12 protein-coding genes and 1 pseudogene are annotated in these 16,127 nt (G+C 59.7%); 2 read left to right on the top strand and 11 right to left on the bottom strand.

Annotated elements, in window-relative coordinates; genetic code table 11:
- Positions 1-79: 79 nt before the first annotated feature.
- Both NZK35_RS19630 and NZK35_RS19625 read right to left on the bottom strand, forming a co-directional pair.
- Positions 80-310 carry an RDD family protein gene (locus NZK35_RS19630; RefSeq protein ID WP_259634225.1) on the bottom strand — a complete coding sequence of 77 codons (231 nt, stop codon included), beginning with the start codon at positions 308-310 and terminating at the stop codon, positions 80-82.
- A gap of 122 nt (positions 311-432) precedes the next feature.
- Positions 433-870: an RNA polymerase sigma factor gene (locus NZK35_RS19625; protein ID WP_259634224.1), complete on the bottom strand. Its 438-nt coding sequence runs from the start codon at positions 868-870 to the stop codon at positions 433-435.
- Between the two features lie 63 nt (positions 871-933).
- On the opposite strand from NZK35_RS19625, the pseudogene NZK35_RS19620 reads away from it, so the two are divergent.
- Positions 934-1,254, top strand: a pseudogene (locus NZK35_RS19620) (amylo-alpha-1,6-glucosidase); the annotation flags it as partial.
- Here the strand turns inward: NZK35_RS19620 and NZK35_RS19615 are convergent.
- Genes NZK35_RS19615 through NZK35_RS19595 form a run of 5 tightly spaced genes read right to left on the bottom strand, consistent with a single transcriptional unit; the run spans position 1,152 to position 7,281 of the window.
- Positions 1,152-2,456 (bottom strand): DUF1501 domain-containing protein, encoded by a 1,305-nt coding sequence (locus tag NZK35_RS19615; RefSeq protein WP_259634222.1) that lies wholly within the window; start codon positions 2,454-2,456, stop codon positions 1,152-1,154. The pseudogene NZK35_RS19620 and the gene NZK35_RS19615 overlap by 103 nt on opposite strands.
- A 45-nt stretch (positions 2,457-2,501) precedes the next feature.
- On the bottom strand, positions 2,502-5,366 hold the full coding sequence (locus NZK35_RS19610; RefSeq protein ID WP_259634221.1) for a DUF1549 and DUF1553 domain-containing protein: 2,865 nt from the start codon (positions 5,364-5,366) through the stop codon (positions 2,502-2,504).
- A gap of 44 nt (positions 5,367-5,410) precedes the next feature.
- A complete protein-coding gene (locus NZK35_RS19605) occupies positions 5,411-6,028 on the bottom strand; it encodes a hypothetical protein (protein WP_259634220.1) in 618 nt (205 codons plus the stop codon).
- A complete protein-coding gene (locus NZK35_RS19600) occupies positions 6,021-6,632 on the bottom strand; it encodes a hypothetical protein (protein ID WP_259634219.1) in 612 nt (203 codons plus the stop codon). Before NZK35_RS19600 ends, NZK35_RS19605 begins: the two co-directional genes overlap by 8 nt.
- Before the next feature lie 49 nt (positions 6,633-6,681).
- A complete protein-coding gene (locus tag NZK35_RS19595; protein ID WP_259634218.1) occupies positions 6,682-7,281 on the bottom strand; it encodes an RNA polymerase sigma factor in 600 nt (199 codons plus the stop codon).
- A gap of 201 nt (positions 7,282-7,482) precedes the next feature.
- Between NZK35_RS19595 and NZK35_RS19590 the strand changes: the two genes are divergently transcribed.
- The gene (locus NZK35_RS19590) at positions 7,483-8,463 is read left to right on the top strand and encodes an ROK family protein (RefSeq protein WP_259634217.1); all 981 of its coding nucleotides are present in this window, start codon (positions 7,483-7,485) and stop codon (positions 8,461-8,463) included.
- 160 nt (positions 8,464-8,623) lie between these two features.
- On the opposite strand, the gene xylA is transcribed toward NZK35_RS19590, so the two are convergent.
- The 4 genes from xylA to NZK35_RS19570 all read right to left on the bottom strand — a co-directional run bounded on the left by xylA (position 8,624) and on the right by NZK35_RS19570 (position 16,063).
- Positions 8,624-9,943 (bottom strand): xylose isomerase, encoded by a 1,320-nt coding sequence (gene xylA, locus NZK35_RS19585; RefSeq protein WP_259634216.1) that lies wholly within the window; start codon positions 9,941-9,943, stop codon positions 8,624-8,626.
- A 394-nt stretch (positions 9,944-10,337) separates the two neighbouring features.
- Positions 10,338-12,284, bottom strand: a complete 1,947-nt coding sequence (locus NZK35_RS19580; RefSeq protein ID WP_259634215.1) for a proprotein convertase P-domain-containing protein — start codon at positions 12,282-12,284, stop codon at positions 10,338-10,340.
- Between the two features lie 35 nt (positions 12,285-12,319).
- Complete coding sequence (locus NZK35_RS19575) at positions 12,320-14,959, bottom strand: secretin N-terminal domain-containing protein (protein ID WP_259634214.1); 2,640 nt, start codon at positions 14,957-14,959, stop codon at positions 12,320-12,322.
- A 279-nt stretch (positions 14,960-15,238) separates the two neighbouring features.
- Positions 15,239-16,063 carry an SDR family NAD(P)-dependent oxidoreductase gene (locus tag NZK35_RS19570; protein WP_259634213.1) on the bottom strand — a complete coding sequence of 275 codons (825 nt, stop codon included), beginning with the start codon at positions 16,061-16,063 and terminating at the stop codon, positions 15,239-15,241.
- Positions 16,064-16,127 lie beyond the last annotated feature (64 nt).

Raw genomic sequence — 16,127 nt, 5'->3', positions numbered from 1 at the left:
ACCGCTAAGCATCTAGGCATCGCGGCTAATACAGTCAGGCGCGAAAACTGGAAATTAAATGCGGTTTAGCGAACAGGTGTCATTGATGATCACGAATGACGATCGTTCCGGCGGCCAAATCATGCAGCGCTCGCCGGTCTGCTCGCCTCCACATCATCACGATCGAAACAAGGGTCGCGACGATTTGGATCACCAGTAAACCGCCATACAAAGTCTGTTCAATTGGCCATCCAGGTGCCCGCGCGATGATGTAGTAGCAAATCTGTGCCACTGGCCAACCCGATTTGCAGCAGACATTTCTGGCAGCCATCGTCGGTGGTTCCGGCGGGCAATTCTGTTCCGCATCGAGAGCATTGGTTCATCACGTCGCCTTGGATTGGTGGAGGTCTCTACCTCGGAGTTAAGCAGGCGGCGGAAAGTGTTACAAGAAAATCACTCAAACGTTGTGAACAGACTGCGAATTTCGTCTTCGATGTCCTCCGGATCTTCGACCGTCGCGGCCACTTGTTCGCGCAGGACCTGTCGATAGCGCCGCCGCAGGCGGTGAACCGCGACGCGAACCGCACCCACGGAGAGACCCAGTCGATCGGCCACCGTCGACATCGGGGCAGAATCATCTGTTGCGGTGATATAATCCTTGAGATGCGAGAACTCTTGCGTCTTTCCCGCCATTTCGAATTCCTGACGCAGTTGTTCAAAGACCCGATCGAGCAGCGTTCGGACCCAGCCTCGCATGAAAATCTGCTCCGCCGTCAACGAATCGTTGCTTGATTCGAGAAACCGGCAATCCGCGATGTCAAAGTCCAAGCTGAGGGGCACCGTTCCGCCACCGCGTTTGAGAGCTGAATGCTTATCCCATTCATTGGCCATCAGGCCTGAGGTCGTAGCGTCTGATCAGGTCAGAAAGCATTTGCTCACCCCGGTCAGAAATCGGTCGCGGGCACCGACCCCGAGTATCATGGCATTTACCAAGGCGACGTGTGGAAACGCGATGCCGCGTATCACCAGGGAACCGGATGGTCGTGGTTGATCGGACCGATGGTGATCGCGTGGTGTCGAACCTACCCCAACAGCAAACGAGACGCCGCAGCCTGGTTGGCCGGGCTGGAATCGCATTTGAAGGAAGCCTATCGCAGTGGATCCGGGCAGTTTTACGCGAATAAATCTTTGATGATCGAGCCGTCGCGGACGAGGGTGATCGGACGACCGGTGGTGCTGTCGTATTCCAACGTGGGGTCGATTCCCAGGTTGTGATAGAAGCTGGCCGCGACGTCGTCCGGCGAGATGCCTTCGTGCCGCGGGCCTGACGCGGTGTCGTCGCTTTCTCCGATCACCTGGCCGCCCCGCACGCCGCCACCGGCCATCAGCATGAACATGCAGCGGGGATAGTGGTCGCGTCCGCCTTCGGCCGATCGGGTGTTGATCTTGGGCGTCCGTCCGAATTCACCGGTCACGTAGACGGCGGTCGACCCGAGCAGTCCGCGTTGTTCCAGTCCCGTCAACAATCCGCTCAGGCCGGCGTCCAGCTTGGGCAAATTCTGTGTCTTGAGCTTGGTGAAGTTATCGGTGTGCGTGTCCCAGCCGCCCAGTTGGACGGTGACGAACCGCACGCCCGATTCGACCAGCCGCAGAGCAAGCATGCAGCTTTGGCCGAACGAGTCTTCGCCGAACTGGCGGGCAAAGTTCTCCGGTTCCTTGCTGATATCGAATGCCGATCGGGCGCGAGATGAGGTGATCATCGAATACGCTTGCTCGCCGAACTGATCGAGCCCATCGAGCAGCTGGTCGTTCTTTTCCAGCGCGGCGAAGCGGCGGTCGAGCTTCTGCAACAGCGATTGTCGGCGTTTCACTTCGTCGACGCCGATGCCTCCGGGAAGCGAAATGCCGCGGACGTTGAAGGGTTTTCCGAAGCTGGGCGACGAATTGGTTTCCAGCGGCGAATAGCGGATTCCCAGGAACCCGGGACCTTGGCTGGCTTTGGGGACCGCGACCGCGCTGGGGATATCGGGATCGGCGGGTTGTTCCTTGGACATGACGGCGGCAAAGCTGGGGTATTCCAACGCGGGAATCGGTTTGCTGCCCGTGTTGACGTATTCGCGACCCAGGCGGTGAGCGGCCAGGGTGTGGCTGACGCCGCGAAGGATGGCGAACTTGTCCATGCACTGGGCCAATTTCGGCAAGTGCTCGGAGATTTGAATGCCGGGAACGTTGGTCGAAATCGGTTTAAAGGCACCGCGATGCGTGTCCGGTGCGTCGGGTTTCAAGTCGAAGGTGTCCATGTGCGATGGACCACCGGGCAACTCGATGAAGATCGCCCGATCGGCATGGCCGGGGGCGACTTGCCCGGCGGCGGCCAGTTGGTTGTAGCCGGCCAAGGTCAGGCCGCCGACCGACAGGGTGCCGATCTTCAGAACATCGCGTCGTCGAACGCCATCACAGGTTTTATGGAGTTTCATGGTAGGTATCCGGAGAATGATTGGAAGGATGGGGTGCGGGGTGGGTCAGTGGCTGATGATGAATTCTTTGGTGTTCACGAGTGCCCACATCAAGCCCTCGATCCCATTGGTTTTGTTTTCCGACTCATTGATGTAGTCGATTGCAACTTGTTGTTCCTCGTTGTCGGGGTAACGACTGAGCGTTCGCAGGTAGGCTTGGCGGACGACCTTTTCGAGCGATCGGTCCGACTCGATCGTTCCGTCGGCACCCTCGGTGGCGATCGGAGGCGTCAACTCGGTCCAACGATTCGGGGCGGCGACCAGTTCCTCGAACGAGGGCACGTGGTAATCCTTGCGGAGCTTTTTGGCGACGCTGTTGTATTGCTGGACGAGCCGCTTTTGGGTTTGCTCACGACGAGCCTCGGGCAACTTGTTGAATTGCCTGATGCGGTCGATCATTTGCCGCCGCATCGAATCGGCGGCACGTAATGCTGCAGCGGCTCGGGGATCGGCACCAACGCCGGCACGGGGTGCGGCGATTCCGAGTTCCTTGCAGGCTTCGGCGACCCAGCCGTCACGGGCGGCGATACGGCCATACATCTCCGCGTCGTTTCGCAAGTAGATCGATTGCAACAGACTCGGCGCGTCGCTGCGGTCACAGTCGCAATTGCTTTCTCGGATCGACTGGCCAAAGACTTCCAGTGCGAAATCGGAGGCATTGCGTCGTCGGGCTTTCCCGTCGGCGATCGCCATTTGATCCAACTCGCCACGCAGCTGATCCGCTTTTTGCGTCGATCCGGTCGCCAGGACCACCATGTCGTAAACGACTTCGGCGGGCAGGCGTCGGGGAAGATGATGGGAAAAATTTTTGCGGTCGGCGACGTTGGTTGAATTCGTCGCGGAACTGCGTTGGTAGGTATCGCTGTTGACGATCTCGCGATGCAACCATTTTAGATCAAAGTCATGGGCGATGAATTCGCTCGCCAGGTGATCCAACAGGGCGGCATTGCTTGGCGGATTGGCCAGGTTCATGTCGTCGGTCGGATCGACGATGCCGATGCCGAAGTAGTTGCTCCAGACGCGATTGACGATCGCTTTGGCGAAGTACGGGTTGGATTCATCGCGCAACCACTGCATCAGCGCCGGTCGCGGGTCTTCGTCGAGTTCGACTTTTTGTTCGACGCCGAGAATCTTTCCGGTCGGGACGCGAACCGGCGGCAGCTTGCGTCCTTTTTTCTTGGCGGCGGCCCGTTGTTTCTTTTGGGCGTCGGTCATGCCTCGGGCGGTGATGTACAGTTCACCGAACGGGACGACTTCACCGGATCGGGCGGCCTGTTGGATTTTGCGACGCAAGTCGCCACCGTTTAGTTTTTCGCCCCCGGTCAGTTTTTCCATCAACGCTTCGCGAGCCTTTTTGGAATCGGGAGAGACTTGGTTGGCGTTCCCGGCTCGGACCACGCCGAACAGTGTCGAGAAGTCGTCGAAGTCTTGCTTGGACCACTGATCGAAGGGGTGTTTGTGGCATTGGGCGCACTCGATCCGAACGCCCAGGAAGGTGTAGGCGAATCCGATCGCGCGGTCTTCGGGTTTTTGAAAGTTGCGGCGTGCCCAAAACAACGGCATGCTTTCTCGTTCGGCGTATCGATCGACGTCGCCGCCGCAGATTTCGGTCATTTCGCGGCAGTACTCGAGATAGCTTTCGCCGTCTTCGAGCGATTCGGCATTGACGATGCCTTCGATGATTTCATCATAGGGCATGTTGTCTTGAAGACGTTTTCTCAGCCAGTTGAACCACAGTTTGGTGCCGATGTTCTGGATCGGCAGGACATTGTTGAGCTGTTCGGCGTTGTTGCCCGTCCAGTCACTCATCCGAGTGGCCCACCAGGCGCCGTAGGCCGGCGATTGCAACAGTTCCTCGACCAGTCGCTGGCGTTTGTCGGTTGCGTCATCGGCCAAGAAGGCTTCGACTCGTTCTCCCGAGGGCAGAACGCCGGTGATGTCCAGCGCCGCGCGACGGATGAACTCGGCGTCGGTGCAGAGGTCCGAAGCAACGATCCCGAGTTTGTCCAGCTTTTGCTTGACGAACACATCAATCGGCTCGGTCGGTTCGCCCCGATTCGGTGTGCGCTGCGCGATCGATTCGGTGGCGTCGATCGTCGGAGTGGAGATCGGCCGCAGGACCGGAACCGGCACGACGGCGTTGTCATAGTAAACGACGACGTGGGTGTCGCCGGCGTCGCCGGATTGGATGCTGCCGTCGGCGTCGATCGCCGCGATCGCATCGTCGTTGCTGCTGAAACGGCACAGTGCGGTGACGTCCTCGACGCTTCCGTCGGCCCAGTGTGCGATCGCGGTCAGCTGGACCGTTTGTGCGGTGTCGCCGAAACGAATTTCTGACGGTTCGATTTGCAGCTTCTTGAGTGCCTGAAAGGATTCTTTGTCGAACCGTGCACCGTCGGCGATCCAGTTCCTCAGCACGCGGTACTGCCACTCACCTTTCTCGAAACGCTTGCCGCCTTCGTGCATGTCGGCGTCGGTCGGTTTGGCTAGGACCAGACTTTCTTCCACATCATCGACATCGACGCGGCCGGTGTTTTCGGCCATCAACGCTTCGTGGTCACCGGAAAAGTCGTAGCCAAACAACGACAACTGAAAATCGCCGCGGCCTTGGAACGAGCCGTGACAGGCTCGCCCGTTGCATCCCAGTCGCCCCAGCAAGGGCATCACGTGTTTTTGGAAATCGGGGACTTCGTCGCTATCCTCGTCAGAGAAGCGTGACTGGATCGAAGGTGCCGGGATCGTGGCAGCCTCCGCAGTTTGGTCGGAACGAACGGGTGCAATCGGCTCTGCCGGCGCGTCGCGAAACCCGGCCACGGAAATTGCGGCGGCTGCGAGGCAGCAAGCAAACAGGCGTGTTGAAAGCTGTTTCATAAGATTCAGGCAAGTCGGTGGGAGGGGAGCGGAGAGGTTGTGGGTTACTCTTTTCGTCCGGACTTTCGCAAATAGATTTGGAATGCCCGTTCAATGTTTTCGTCCCGTTGGGACTGTTTTTCACCGAGTCGCTTTTCGGCGACTTGAAGTTGTTCTTGAAGTTTGTCCAGCCGCGATCGCATTTGATCGACGTCGTGTTTGGCACGCGCGAACTCGGCCAGTTCCAGCCGTTTGGTCGCGTCTCGCAACGCCGCTCGATCGGCTTGGTTGTCACGGACTTTTAGTTTCGCGACCAACAGATTGATCGCCGATTGTGCTTGGACGACTTGGACTTCCAGTTCAAAGGCGGCTTCACCGCGTTTTTTGGCCGCCTGCAATCGCCGCGACGACTTGGCCAGGTTCATGATGGCGGCGTCATATTGCCGGGGTTCTTTTTCTCGCAGTTGATCGAGCAAGCCTTTGATTTCGGGCAGGTGATCATGGACCATCTGCAGCACGCCGCGTTCTTGTTCTTGATCCAGTTTGCGTGGCGTCGTCTTTTTCTCGGCCTTCGAAAGAGCGGAGCCATCGGCGGCGACGACGTGCCCGCTGCCGGTCGAGAGAGCGACGCAAAGGACGCCGAGCAGGCCGAACGTGGACAGGATGGAAGGCGATCTAACCATCGTCGCGGTCTGCCTCACCGATGGCGGCTTGGAGGGCGACCACCATCCAAGAAAAGGTTTCGTCGTTGACTGCTTCGCCGAACTCGGCCGGCAAGCTGTCCTCGTCGATGAAAATGGATGGTTCCTCCACGCTGGCTGCCCAACCGGTCGTGTCCCAGTCGACGGCCGGCTGGACCCAGGTCTTGGCCAGTTCAAACTCGAACGAAGTGCTGGACGTCGCCGATTCCAAATTCAGCGCCGTGGCAGTGCGTTCGATTTGATGACTGGGCCGACTCATCGAAGCAAGTGAAATCACCAAAATGGTTGCCGCCAGCGCCGCGATCACGATGCTGATTCGTTGCAGTGGCTTGACCCGATTTGCGACCGCGGTGGAAGGAAGCGATCGTGCGGCAGGGCTGATCGGGTCTGCGGATGGGGCGAGCTGAGATTGGGCGACGCGGCACAGGAGTTCGCTTTCTCGGATCAAGGCTTGGGCGACGGCAGGGGAATTCAGTTCGGATTCGAAACGCGTGGCTTGTTGCGGCGTCATCTCACCCAACAGGTAATCCGAGCAGCGTTGACGCAGCAGAGGATCTTGCGGGGAGGGTTCGGTGTCGGATGTCATGGGGATGCCCTTCAGGTCAGGGCCGCGGGGGTCAATGGAACGGTTGGAATCACGGGGTGGCGTCGTCATCGAGTTCGTTTCGCAATTGCTGCATCGCGCGACGCATTCGCGTCAGGACGGTTCCCAGGGGTTGGTCGAGTCGGTCCGCGATGGCTTGAAAGGTCATTCCTTCGGCAAGCCGCAAACGGATCACTTGCCGGGTGTGTTCGGGCAGTTTTTCGATCGCTTGATGAACGTGTCGCAGTGTCTCTCGGGTCTCAAGATCGGATGGGGGTTCGGTGTCGATGCGAAAGCTCGCATGGGCGTGCTTTTCCAGCACTCGGTCGGTCGTCGATTTGTTTCGCCACCATCGGGCGGCTTCGTTTGCGGCGACTCGGTACAGCCAGGCGCGTCGGGCCGCGTGCGGAATCTGGGAATTGTTGCTGAGCATCGCGACCATCACGGTCTGCAAGCAGTCTTCGACATCGGCCGCTTGGGGCAACTTTCCCGCCAGGAAACGTCGCAACCCCGATTCGGCTTCCTTGAACACCTCACGCCAGACGTCTTGACTGCCCGCCCCGGTCGCACCGTCACCGGGCTGCGGGGCTCCCGATGCATCGGGAGAGGATTCGGGGGAGGCGTCGCCATCATCGGCGGGGAGGTTGCTCATGTTCTGCGCTTGCCGCGACTTTCATTGCGCGCCGCTGTCGATTTATTTCACGGATTCGACAGGATTTTGATTTTTTCCGGCGAATCCTCACGAAATCGGTCGATGCCGGCGAGAAAAATTTCGCCCGCCCTACTGACGCGATCCGGTGCGTGGTGGGAAGATGTAGCTTAGCCGAACGTAGAGAGACATGCTGGAGTGATCATGGCAGAGCAATCAAACGACATCTGGATCGGATTTGACCTTGGCGGCACCAAAATGCTGGCGATCGCCTATGACGAGGGGTGGAATGCGTTGGGCCGCCGCCGCCGAAAAACGCGAGGTCGTGACGGTAGCGATAGCGGCATCGCCCGGATCGGATCGACGATCGAGCGTTTGATCGCTGAAAACGATTTGAATAGCAAGCGGATTCGGGGGATCGGGATCGGATGTCCCGGGCCGATTGATCTGGACAAGGGGCGGATTCTGACGACACCCAATTTGGGCTGGGACGACGTCGACATTGAGCAGTTTCTGCACAAGAAATTCGATTGTCCCGTGGTCGTGCTCAACGACGTCGATGCCGGCCTGTATGGCGAGTATCAGTTTGGGGCCGCCACCGGGTCACGTTGTGCCGTGGGGATTTTTCCCGGGACCGGTGTCGGCGGTGCGTGCGTGTACGAAGGCACGATCTTGCAGGGGGCGGGGGTTAGCTGCATGGAGATCGGTCACACCCGCATCAGCAGCGGCACACGCAGCAGCGGCTACGAATTGCCGGGGACGTTGGAAGCCGAAGCGAGTCGATTGTCGATCGCGGCCGAAGCGGCCAAAGCGGCGTTCCGCGGAGACGCCCCGTCACTGGCCAAAAACGTCGGCACCGATCTGTCCGATATTCGCAGTGGCGCGTTAGCGGACGCGATCGAGGCGGGTGACAAAGTCGTCCGGCGGCTCGTCGAAGAGGCGTCCGAATCGATCGGCATCTCCGTCGTCAACATCATTCACCTGCTCTGTCCCGACACCATCGTGCTCGGTGGCGGTATGGTCGAGGCGATGGAGGACCTGATCGTCGGAACGGTCACCAAGACGGCGCGCAAAAACGTGATGAGCGTCTACAAAGACCGCTTCACAGTCGTCGCCGCTAAACTCGGCGACGACGCCGGAGTGAAAGGCGCCGCCGCGTGGGCTCGGCGGAAGGTTGGGGAATAGGTTTCGAGTTTCGAGTTTCGAGTTTCGAGTTTCAAGTTTCGAGTTTCGAGTTTTGAGTTTTGAGTTTCGAGTTTCGAGTTTCAAGTTTTGAGTTTCAAGTTTTGAAACGCAGGTTCAATACCCGGGTTCCAGCTAAGGTTGGAACCTGAAACTCTCAAACCTAAACGCGATCGATGTAGCGGTTGATGACGCTTTCGAGCAATTCTTGCCGTCCGCTGACGTTCGGTTCTGCGTCGCCTTTTTCCAGCATGTAGGCTTCCAGGTCGGCGAAGCTGACTTCGCCGGCTTCGATTTTGGCTCCGATGCCGCGGTCGAAACTGCTGTAACGCTCGCTGATGAATCCTTCCAGTGCGTTGTCGGCACGGATGGCCGCGGCGATCTTGAGCCCCTTGGCGTAGGCGTCCATGGAGCCGACGTGGGCGTAGAACAGATCGATCGGTTCAAAGGATTCGCGCCGGACTTTGGCGTCAAAGTTCACGCCGCCGCTACCGAGTCCGCCGTGCTTGAGGATGTAGTACATCATCTGGGTCGTCAGGTAGTAATCGGTCGCAAACTGGTCGGTATCCCAACCGAGCAGCAAGTCGCCGGTGTTCGCATCGATGCTGCCCAGTGCGCCTTGGGCACCGGTGTAATCGATTTCGTGCATCATCGTGTGGCCGGCTAGCGTCGCGTGGTTGGTTTCCAGGTTCAGCTTGAAGTGGTCGGTCAGATCATAGGCACGCAGGAAGTTCATGCAGGCGGCCGCATCGCTGTCATATTGGTGCTTGGTCGGCTCTTTCGGTTTCGGCTCGATCAGGAATTGTCCCGTGAAGCCGATCTCCTTGGCGTAGTCGACGGCCATGTGAAAGAACTTGGCCAGATGGTCCAGCTCACGCTTCATGTCGGTGTTGTAGAGGTTTTGGTAACCTTCGCGTCCGCCCCAGAACACATAGTTTTCGCCGCCGAGTCGATGCGTGACGTCCATCGCTTTCTTGACTTGCGCCGCGGCGTAGGCGAACACATCGGCGTTGCAAGTCGTGGCCGCGCCGTGCATGAAGCGGGGGTTGGAAAACATGTTCGCGGTGCCCCACAGCAGCTTCACGCCGCTGCGTGTTTGTTCCTCCTCCAACACATCGGCGACCGCGTCAAAGTTCGCATTGGTCTCCGACAGCGACGCACCTTCGGGGGCGACATCGCGGTCGTGAAACGCGTAGTAGGGGGCCTGCAGTTTCTCGAACAATTCGAATGCGACACGCGCCCGGTTCTGAGCGTTTTCGACCGATTCGGTGCCGTCGTCCCAGGGGCGAACCGCGGTGCCCGGGCCGAACGGGTCGCTGCCGGTGCCACGGAACGTGTGCCAGTAAACGATCGAGAACCGGAAGTGGTCCTTCATCGTTTTGCCTTCTACGACCTCTTCGGGGTTGTACCAACGAAACGCGAGGGGGTTGTCGCTCTGGGGGCCTTCGTATTGGACGGTCGAGATGTCGGGGAACGCTGACATGACGTTAGGGGGAGTGGGGTGTTGGGAAAGAATCGTCAGGGAACGATCGGGAATCAGAAACGCCCAGTTTTGAAACCTTGACGCTCGCAAACAAGCCGATAAGCCGTGAAGTTGAGACGCAGACTCATTCGGGTGGGAAAGGATCTCAATTCACGCCGGCATTTTAGCACGCGGCGCCAGCCAGTGGCGAGTGAGGGTTGCGTGGGGCAACACATGCCGGTCGCTGACCAGCCTGTCGATCGAATCGGGATCTGCTGAGTCCATGGTGAGCCGCTGGCCGTAAGGCCTCGGGCGGGCGCCGAAATGCCGGCCGCTTACGCGTCGCGGCTCACAAAAACGACAGCCCGCTCGCGCCCAGCGGCTAAAAAATGCTTCACCGCGTTGTCCGCTGGGGTCAGCGATCTTTCGCTGCGCCGCTGCGCTGGTTGAGTGCGTCCTTGTATTGTTTGATCGCTTCGGTGCGGGTGGCCATGAACTTGCGTTTGGCCTCCTCGCTCATCGTTTGCCATTCCTCCGACGACGGCTTGCGAAGCTTTTGGGCGTACTCGGCTTTCCGCTCGGGCGTCCAGAAATCGGCGTCGGCTTTCTTTCCAAACTCCTTGCCGATCGAGAAGTCCTGTTTGGAAAACTCGGAGCCGGGGTTGGCGGTTGTTTGCGAATCCGTCCGGAACGCCGTCGCCGATGAGGTGGGATCCGGATCAGGCTCTTCGCCGGTCGGTGAGGAGGGGCTCGAATCGGGCAGCTCCGGCCGATTGAGCAGTGATTCCTCGTCCGGTCGGGCGATCAGCGACCAGCGGTGCAGCATGCCGAACCGATCGCTACGGGAGCAGCGGATGGTCAGCTGCCAAACGCCGTGGATGGTTTGGCCGTTGAAGGCACTGAGGCTGGGCTGCCGTTTGGTCAAGCCTTCGGGCTGGAAGGAGCCTTCGAAGGGCGGTCGGGCTTTGACGATCGGTGTCGATGCCTCGTCGTCGAAAACAGTGCGGTCGAAGTGATCGTCGCGTCCGCCGATCTCGGTGAACAGTTCGATCCGCGTCCCGTCGGGCCCGGTCAGGTAGCCGTCCAAGTTGGACACATTGGTGTGCGTCAGCGACAGTTGCAAGTTCAGGTCTGCGATCAAGAAGTTTTCGGTGATGTCGATTTCTGAAACGATGGTTTTCTTGGGGGGCAAAATCTCGGCGTCGGTATTTTCAAACACGCCGCCCATCATCGATTTCGACGCCATCACTTCCTGCGGTGCGAGCAGACCGTCTTGATTGGTGTCCAACGCGACAAACTCCGCGACCCGGGCGTCGGTCAATTCGGTCGCGAACTCGGTCAGGTCGACTTGTTTGTCGCGGTTGAGGTCCAGTTCGTAGAACCAGCCGGGCAGGCCTTCGATTTGATCGCCGGTTTGATCCTGCAGGTTGCTGAAGTAGGCGAACAATTCGTCGCGCGACAGTTCGCCGTTTTGATCGGCGTCGACGGCACCGGCGGGAATCCCCAGTTCGACCGTTTCTTCCATCTCCAGTCGACCGTTGCGGTTGTCGTCGAAGCGTCCCAGCACGGCGGCGGTCAGCCAAAATCGGTCGCCGCCGGTTCTCCACCATTCCGAACGTTCACGCCGCCGACGGTCGTCTTCGCTTTCTTTTTCGCTGGGGCGAACGCCGCTGCCGGTGCGCCGGCGTTGCTGGATCAGTTCGCTGGAATCGTCGCTCAGCATTCGCCGCCGCGCGTACCGTTGGGCGAGCTCGAGCCGGCTGAGTTGATCGTCGTTGTTCAGGTCCATGCTGAAGGGATCGCGGTGCGTCCAGCGGGCGCGGGAGGCTTCGTAACGGCTCAAGTAACCGTCGCGGTTGCGGTCGTAGCGTTCCAGGGTTTCGTCGGCTTCTTCAAGGTCCCGAAATTGATAGGGATACTTGACTTGCGGCAGACCGAACTCGGGGACGACCGGATCTTCGTCTCGCGGCCGAAAACTTTTGACCGCCCGATCATCGCTGGCGCGGACCCGTTCACCTGCAACGCCATTTTTCAACGCGTGGTAAATGCGCGCCGCTTCCTGCCAGTTTTCGATTCGATTGGGGCGGTCCAGGGACATCCGTCGAGCTTCAGCGATGCGTTCCAGGTAAGGCCGGGACAGCGTCGTGATCTCATCGGGTTCGATGTATCCGTTCTCGTTTCGGTCGAGTAGATCCAGGGATTCCCGCAGGCCGGATTGGGCAACCGCCGTGGTGGTGCCGAAGCCTCCAGCGGCCATCCCCACGGCCAGGCACACCGCGCCGGCGAACAGACGCGAACCGGCTGATGTCCGGTCGAGCCCGGACCCGGCGTGGAAACGACGGAAGCAATTGAAACGGATCATCGTTCGACTCATCAACGGAGGGCGTCGCGGGGGCACTAATTTTTGCCGTTCGTCGGATATGGCGAGCGGGACGACGTCGAACGTGGTGACGTTCGCGAAGTCGATCGGGATCGGCCGTCGGATTGCCCCAAGAAAATCTCTTGCAGCACGGTTTCCAACACTTCGCTGTTGCTGGGCGTGATGACCTGGATCATTTGTTCGCCGCGGACATCGATCGTTTTGACCAACGCTTCGACTTCTTTGAACAGCGGGTCGGGTGCGGTCACGATCAACGAATTGCTGGGCTCGTGAACGGCCAGTGTCATTTTCGGCTCCAAGTCGCGAGCCTGTTGTGCCGCGGGTTTGGGTGGCGAGTTTTTGTTCTCGGACTTTTTGTCTTTGGCCGATTCCTGCTGTTCATTCCGAGCCGCGTCGGCTCTTGACGCCCCGCCCCCGCCGGGGGCACCGGGTGCTCCGGTGGCCGCCGCGACCCGTCCGGCGAATGCCTGTCGGATCGCCGCTTCGACCTCTACCGCTTTCGAGTTTTCCAGCTCGATGATGTGTGACGTGCCATAGGTTTCGATCGAAGTGATGCTGCTGTCTTTTTCGATGATCTGCAGGTAGTTCTCGATCAGCTCGACATCGTCCACGGTGCCTTGAACGATCAACCGATTCAGTCGTGAATCCGCGACCACCGTTGCGGTCCCCGCGATCAACGTGATCGTGCCTTCGCGGTTGGTCACCAGGCTGCCCAGAAAGGAACTGCTCGGGGAGGTGATTGATGCGTTGACCAGGGTGTCACTGCTGCTGGCGACGGCTTGACCGCCATCGAGCAATTCGGCCAGCATCCGGATGGCGTCTTCGGGGCGGGTGAATTTCAGATAGAACACGACCGGCTCGGCGGGGATCGATGTTCCCGGCCCGGCGAGGGTTTCCAGGTGATCTTGGAATTGATTCAGGACGTCGATGTCGTCGCACTGGATCAACAGACCACGCGTCGTCAACTGGCACTCGATCGCCGCCTTGGTGACGTCGGGTGATGGGGTCTGCAGCAATCGACCGCGGTCGGAGACCGACACGAACTGGGCGGGCGTCTTGCTTTCCAGGGCCTCCAAAAAGTCGTCGCGTTGGTCCGGGGATTGGTCGTCGGCATCGAACGCGACTCGTTCCCGACGTGCGTTGTTGATCGATTCGTCCGATTCGAAGAGGACAATCGGATTGGGCAGTCTCCAGAATCGGGCCGCCAGCATCAGGGATTGCTTGGCATGATTGCCGGTCAGCGAGAGCAAGCGGATGCTTTCGTTGGACGCCATCGCGTCTTGCTTTTGATCGATGCCTTCGACGATCTGTTTGATTTCAGCGATCTGTGCGGGGCGGCCTCGAACAAACAGGCGTCGGTTCTCCGGGTCGGCGTCGATTCTCGGTGGCTGCACGGGCTGTTCGTCTCGATCGCGGTCTCTCCGATCGCTGGTGTCGAATTCCAGTGTCAGGTCAAGCATCTGTTCGATCAGGGCGATCGCCACGTAGGGGTCGACGGTCTTGAGCTGGATGACCTCGAACTGGGCTTCATCGGCGGCCATCTGCTCGACCGTCATCGCGATCTCTTCTTGGATCGACGGTGGTGCGAGCGCGACGATCGCTCCGGCGGTGTTGTCCTTGGAAATACGGACATCCTTACCTGCCAGCAGCGTTTGCAAGACGTCGTACGCCAGATCGACGTTCCCGCCGGCGACGACATGCGTCTGAAACTTTGCATCGGTTTCCGCATCGGTGAGCGACGGCGTCGCAACGTCAATCGATTCGACCAGCTTTTCGATCAGTTTGACTTTGTCTTCGATGCCGGTCACGAAGATGTTCTTGCCTTCCAGGTCCGCCGACAGACTGACGTCGATCCCGATCATTTCGCCGGTGGCCAGCCCCAGGTGGGGGCGAGCAACCAGCAACACGTCTTCCGCTTCGACGTGCTGCAGCGGAAAGCTTTTGACGATCGTGCCGTTGTCCAGCTTGGAGGGTTCGAAGGAGTCCAGGATGGCTTTGACATTCTTTAGCTTTGCGACCGTGTCGGTGACCATCAACTGATTGGTCTTTTTGAAGACCGCCGGTGTCATCATCAACTTGATCGCGCCCAGTTCCTCCACCGCCTCCTCGGCCGAGAGGGCGCCGAGCGGGAACAGGCATTTGACGACGTCATGGTTTGTTCGTTCAGCCAACTCGTCGGCGCGAATTAATTCCGCCAGCGCGTCGAGCTGTTGAAGACTGCGCGGATCGCTGAGATTGATGACCGAGAGCAACTTTCCACTTCGCACCAAGGTGTAACCCTGTGGCAACAGGAACAAGTTGATGCGATCGATCGCCTCTTGATGCGTGAACGAAGACGGGTCGCTGTAGGTGAAGCTGCCGGCGGGAACGCCATCAATGTGTAGCGCCAAGTCGGCTTCATCGGCGATCCAGTCAATCACCTCTCGCCAAGGAACTCCGGCGAAGGCGAACCGGACCTCCGCTTCGGGGGCGTCGGCCGAGGTCGGCTGCGGGTCGGTCAGCGGTTCCGTGTCTGCCTGCGGCGATTGCGGTGCCGGCAGCTCCTGAGCGGGGAGCGAAGCCATCCAAAGAAGCGGGCTGGCGAGCAGGCTGGCCATGACGAAGCGAAAGACGCGTGGGCCCGGAGGGAGAAAGCGGGCATGCCGTGATCGATTCATTCGGCAACTCGTTAGTCGTTGGAAACGCCCGTGTCTTGCGAGTCGGGCGTTTTGGAGGGGGGCAGGATGCTGGCGGGGGAGCGGTGGAGGCCGATCGCAGCAAGGGTGGGATACTGTAGAGGGTAGTGAAGCTGACGACGAAGTCAATCTTGAACTGGTCGGCTCGGCCGCGGAAAAGCGTTGGTGTGCAGGCTTNNTATTGGGCTTCAGCCGCTCGATTGGCTGCTTCGCAGCGACCGGGGATCGCCCAAAAGGCTGGACACAAACTGATACAGGGGGTCAGCTTGTGAACTTGAGCAGCAGCCAGTCTCCCAGTCGCGGAAAGGCGTTTCCCAAGACGATCAGAAGTCGCAGATAGCCCGGCAGGATGACATCGGTTCGTCGTCTTTGGGCGCAGGCGAGCACGGCGCGGGCAACCGTTTCGGGCGGCAGGCCTTTGACTTTCGTTCCCCCGCCGGGGGCGGAGGCGCTTGCCGGGAGTGTCGTGTCGGTGCGATCGCGGTAACGCGTGCCGGCATCGTCGCGGCGAATCGGACCGGGGCTGACCAAGGCGACGTGGATCCCCTTGTCCCGCCACTCCAGTCGCAACTGTTGCGTCAGCCCGGCGAGCGCGTGTTTGGCCGCGTTGTAGCCTCCCAGGTATCGAGCACCCACTTTGCCGGCCAGCGATCCGATGTTGACGATGCTGCCGCGGGAGGATTCCAACAGTGGGGCAAACGCTTGGCAGCAGAGCAGGGTGGTCACCACGTTTTGATCGATCAATTCATGCAAGCGATCCGCGGTCAGTTCGCCGACCAGCCCGCGGTCACTGGCGCCGACGCAATTGACCAGCACATCGAGACGTCCGAATTGATGGTCGATGGTGTTTGCGATTCGTTCACCGTCATCCCGAAGGCTGACGTCACCGGCCAGAGTGACGACGCTTCGCCCCGGTTTCGTGTCCAGTTGCTGCTTTGCCGCATCGAGTCGCTCGCTCGATCGCCCGACAAGAATGACCCGGTATCCGGCGTCGGCAAATGTCGCCGCGATGACCTGGCCCAAACCGGCCGAGCCCCCGGTGACGAGCACGGTCGAGACGCCAGCGGTTGGGGGTGGTTTGGGCAAGAGGGTGGGGGAGGGCAGGGAAGGGCAGGGCGGTCCGGAAGTGACGTGATCACGACCACTCGGT

It is taken from the genome of Stieleria sedimenti (assembly GCF_025060895.1).
GTDB classification, from domain to species: domain Bacteria; phylum Planctomycetota; class Planctomycetia; order Pirellulales; family Pirellulaceae; genus Stieleria; species Stieleria sedimenti.
Note: the sequence above shows the minus strand (reverse complement) of the source record. Positions and strands in the feature narration are given on the sequence as shown.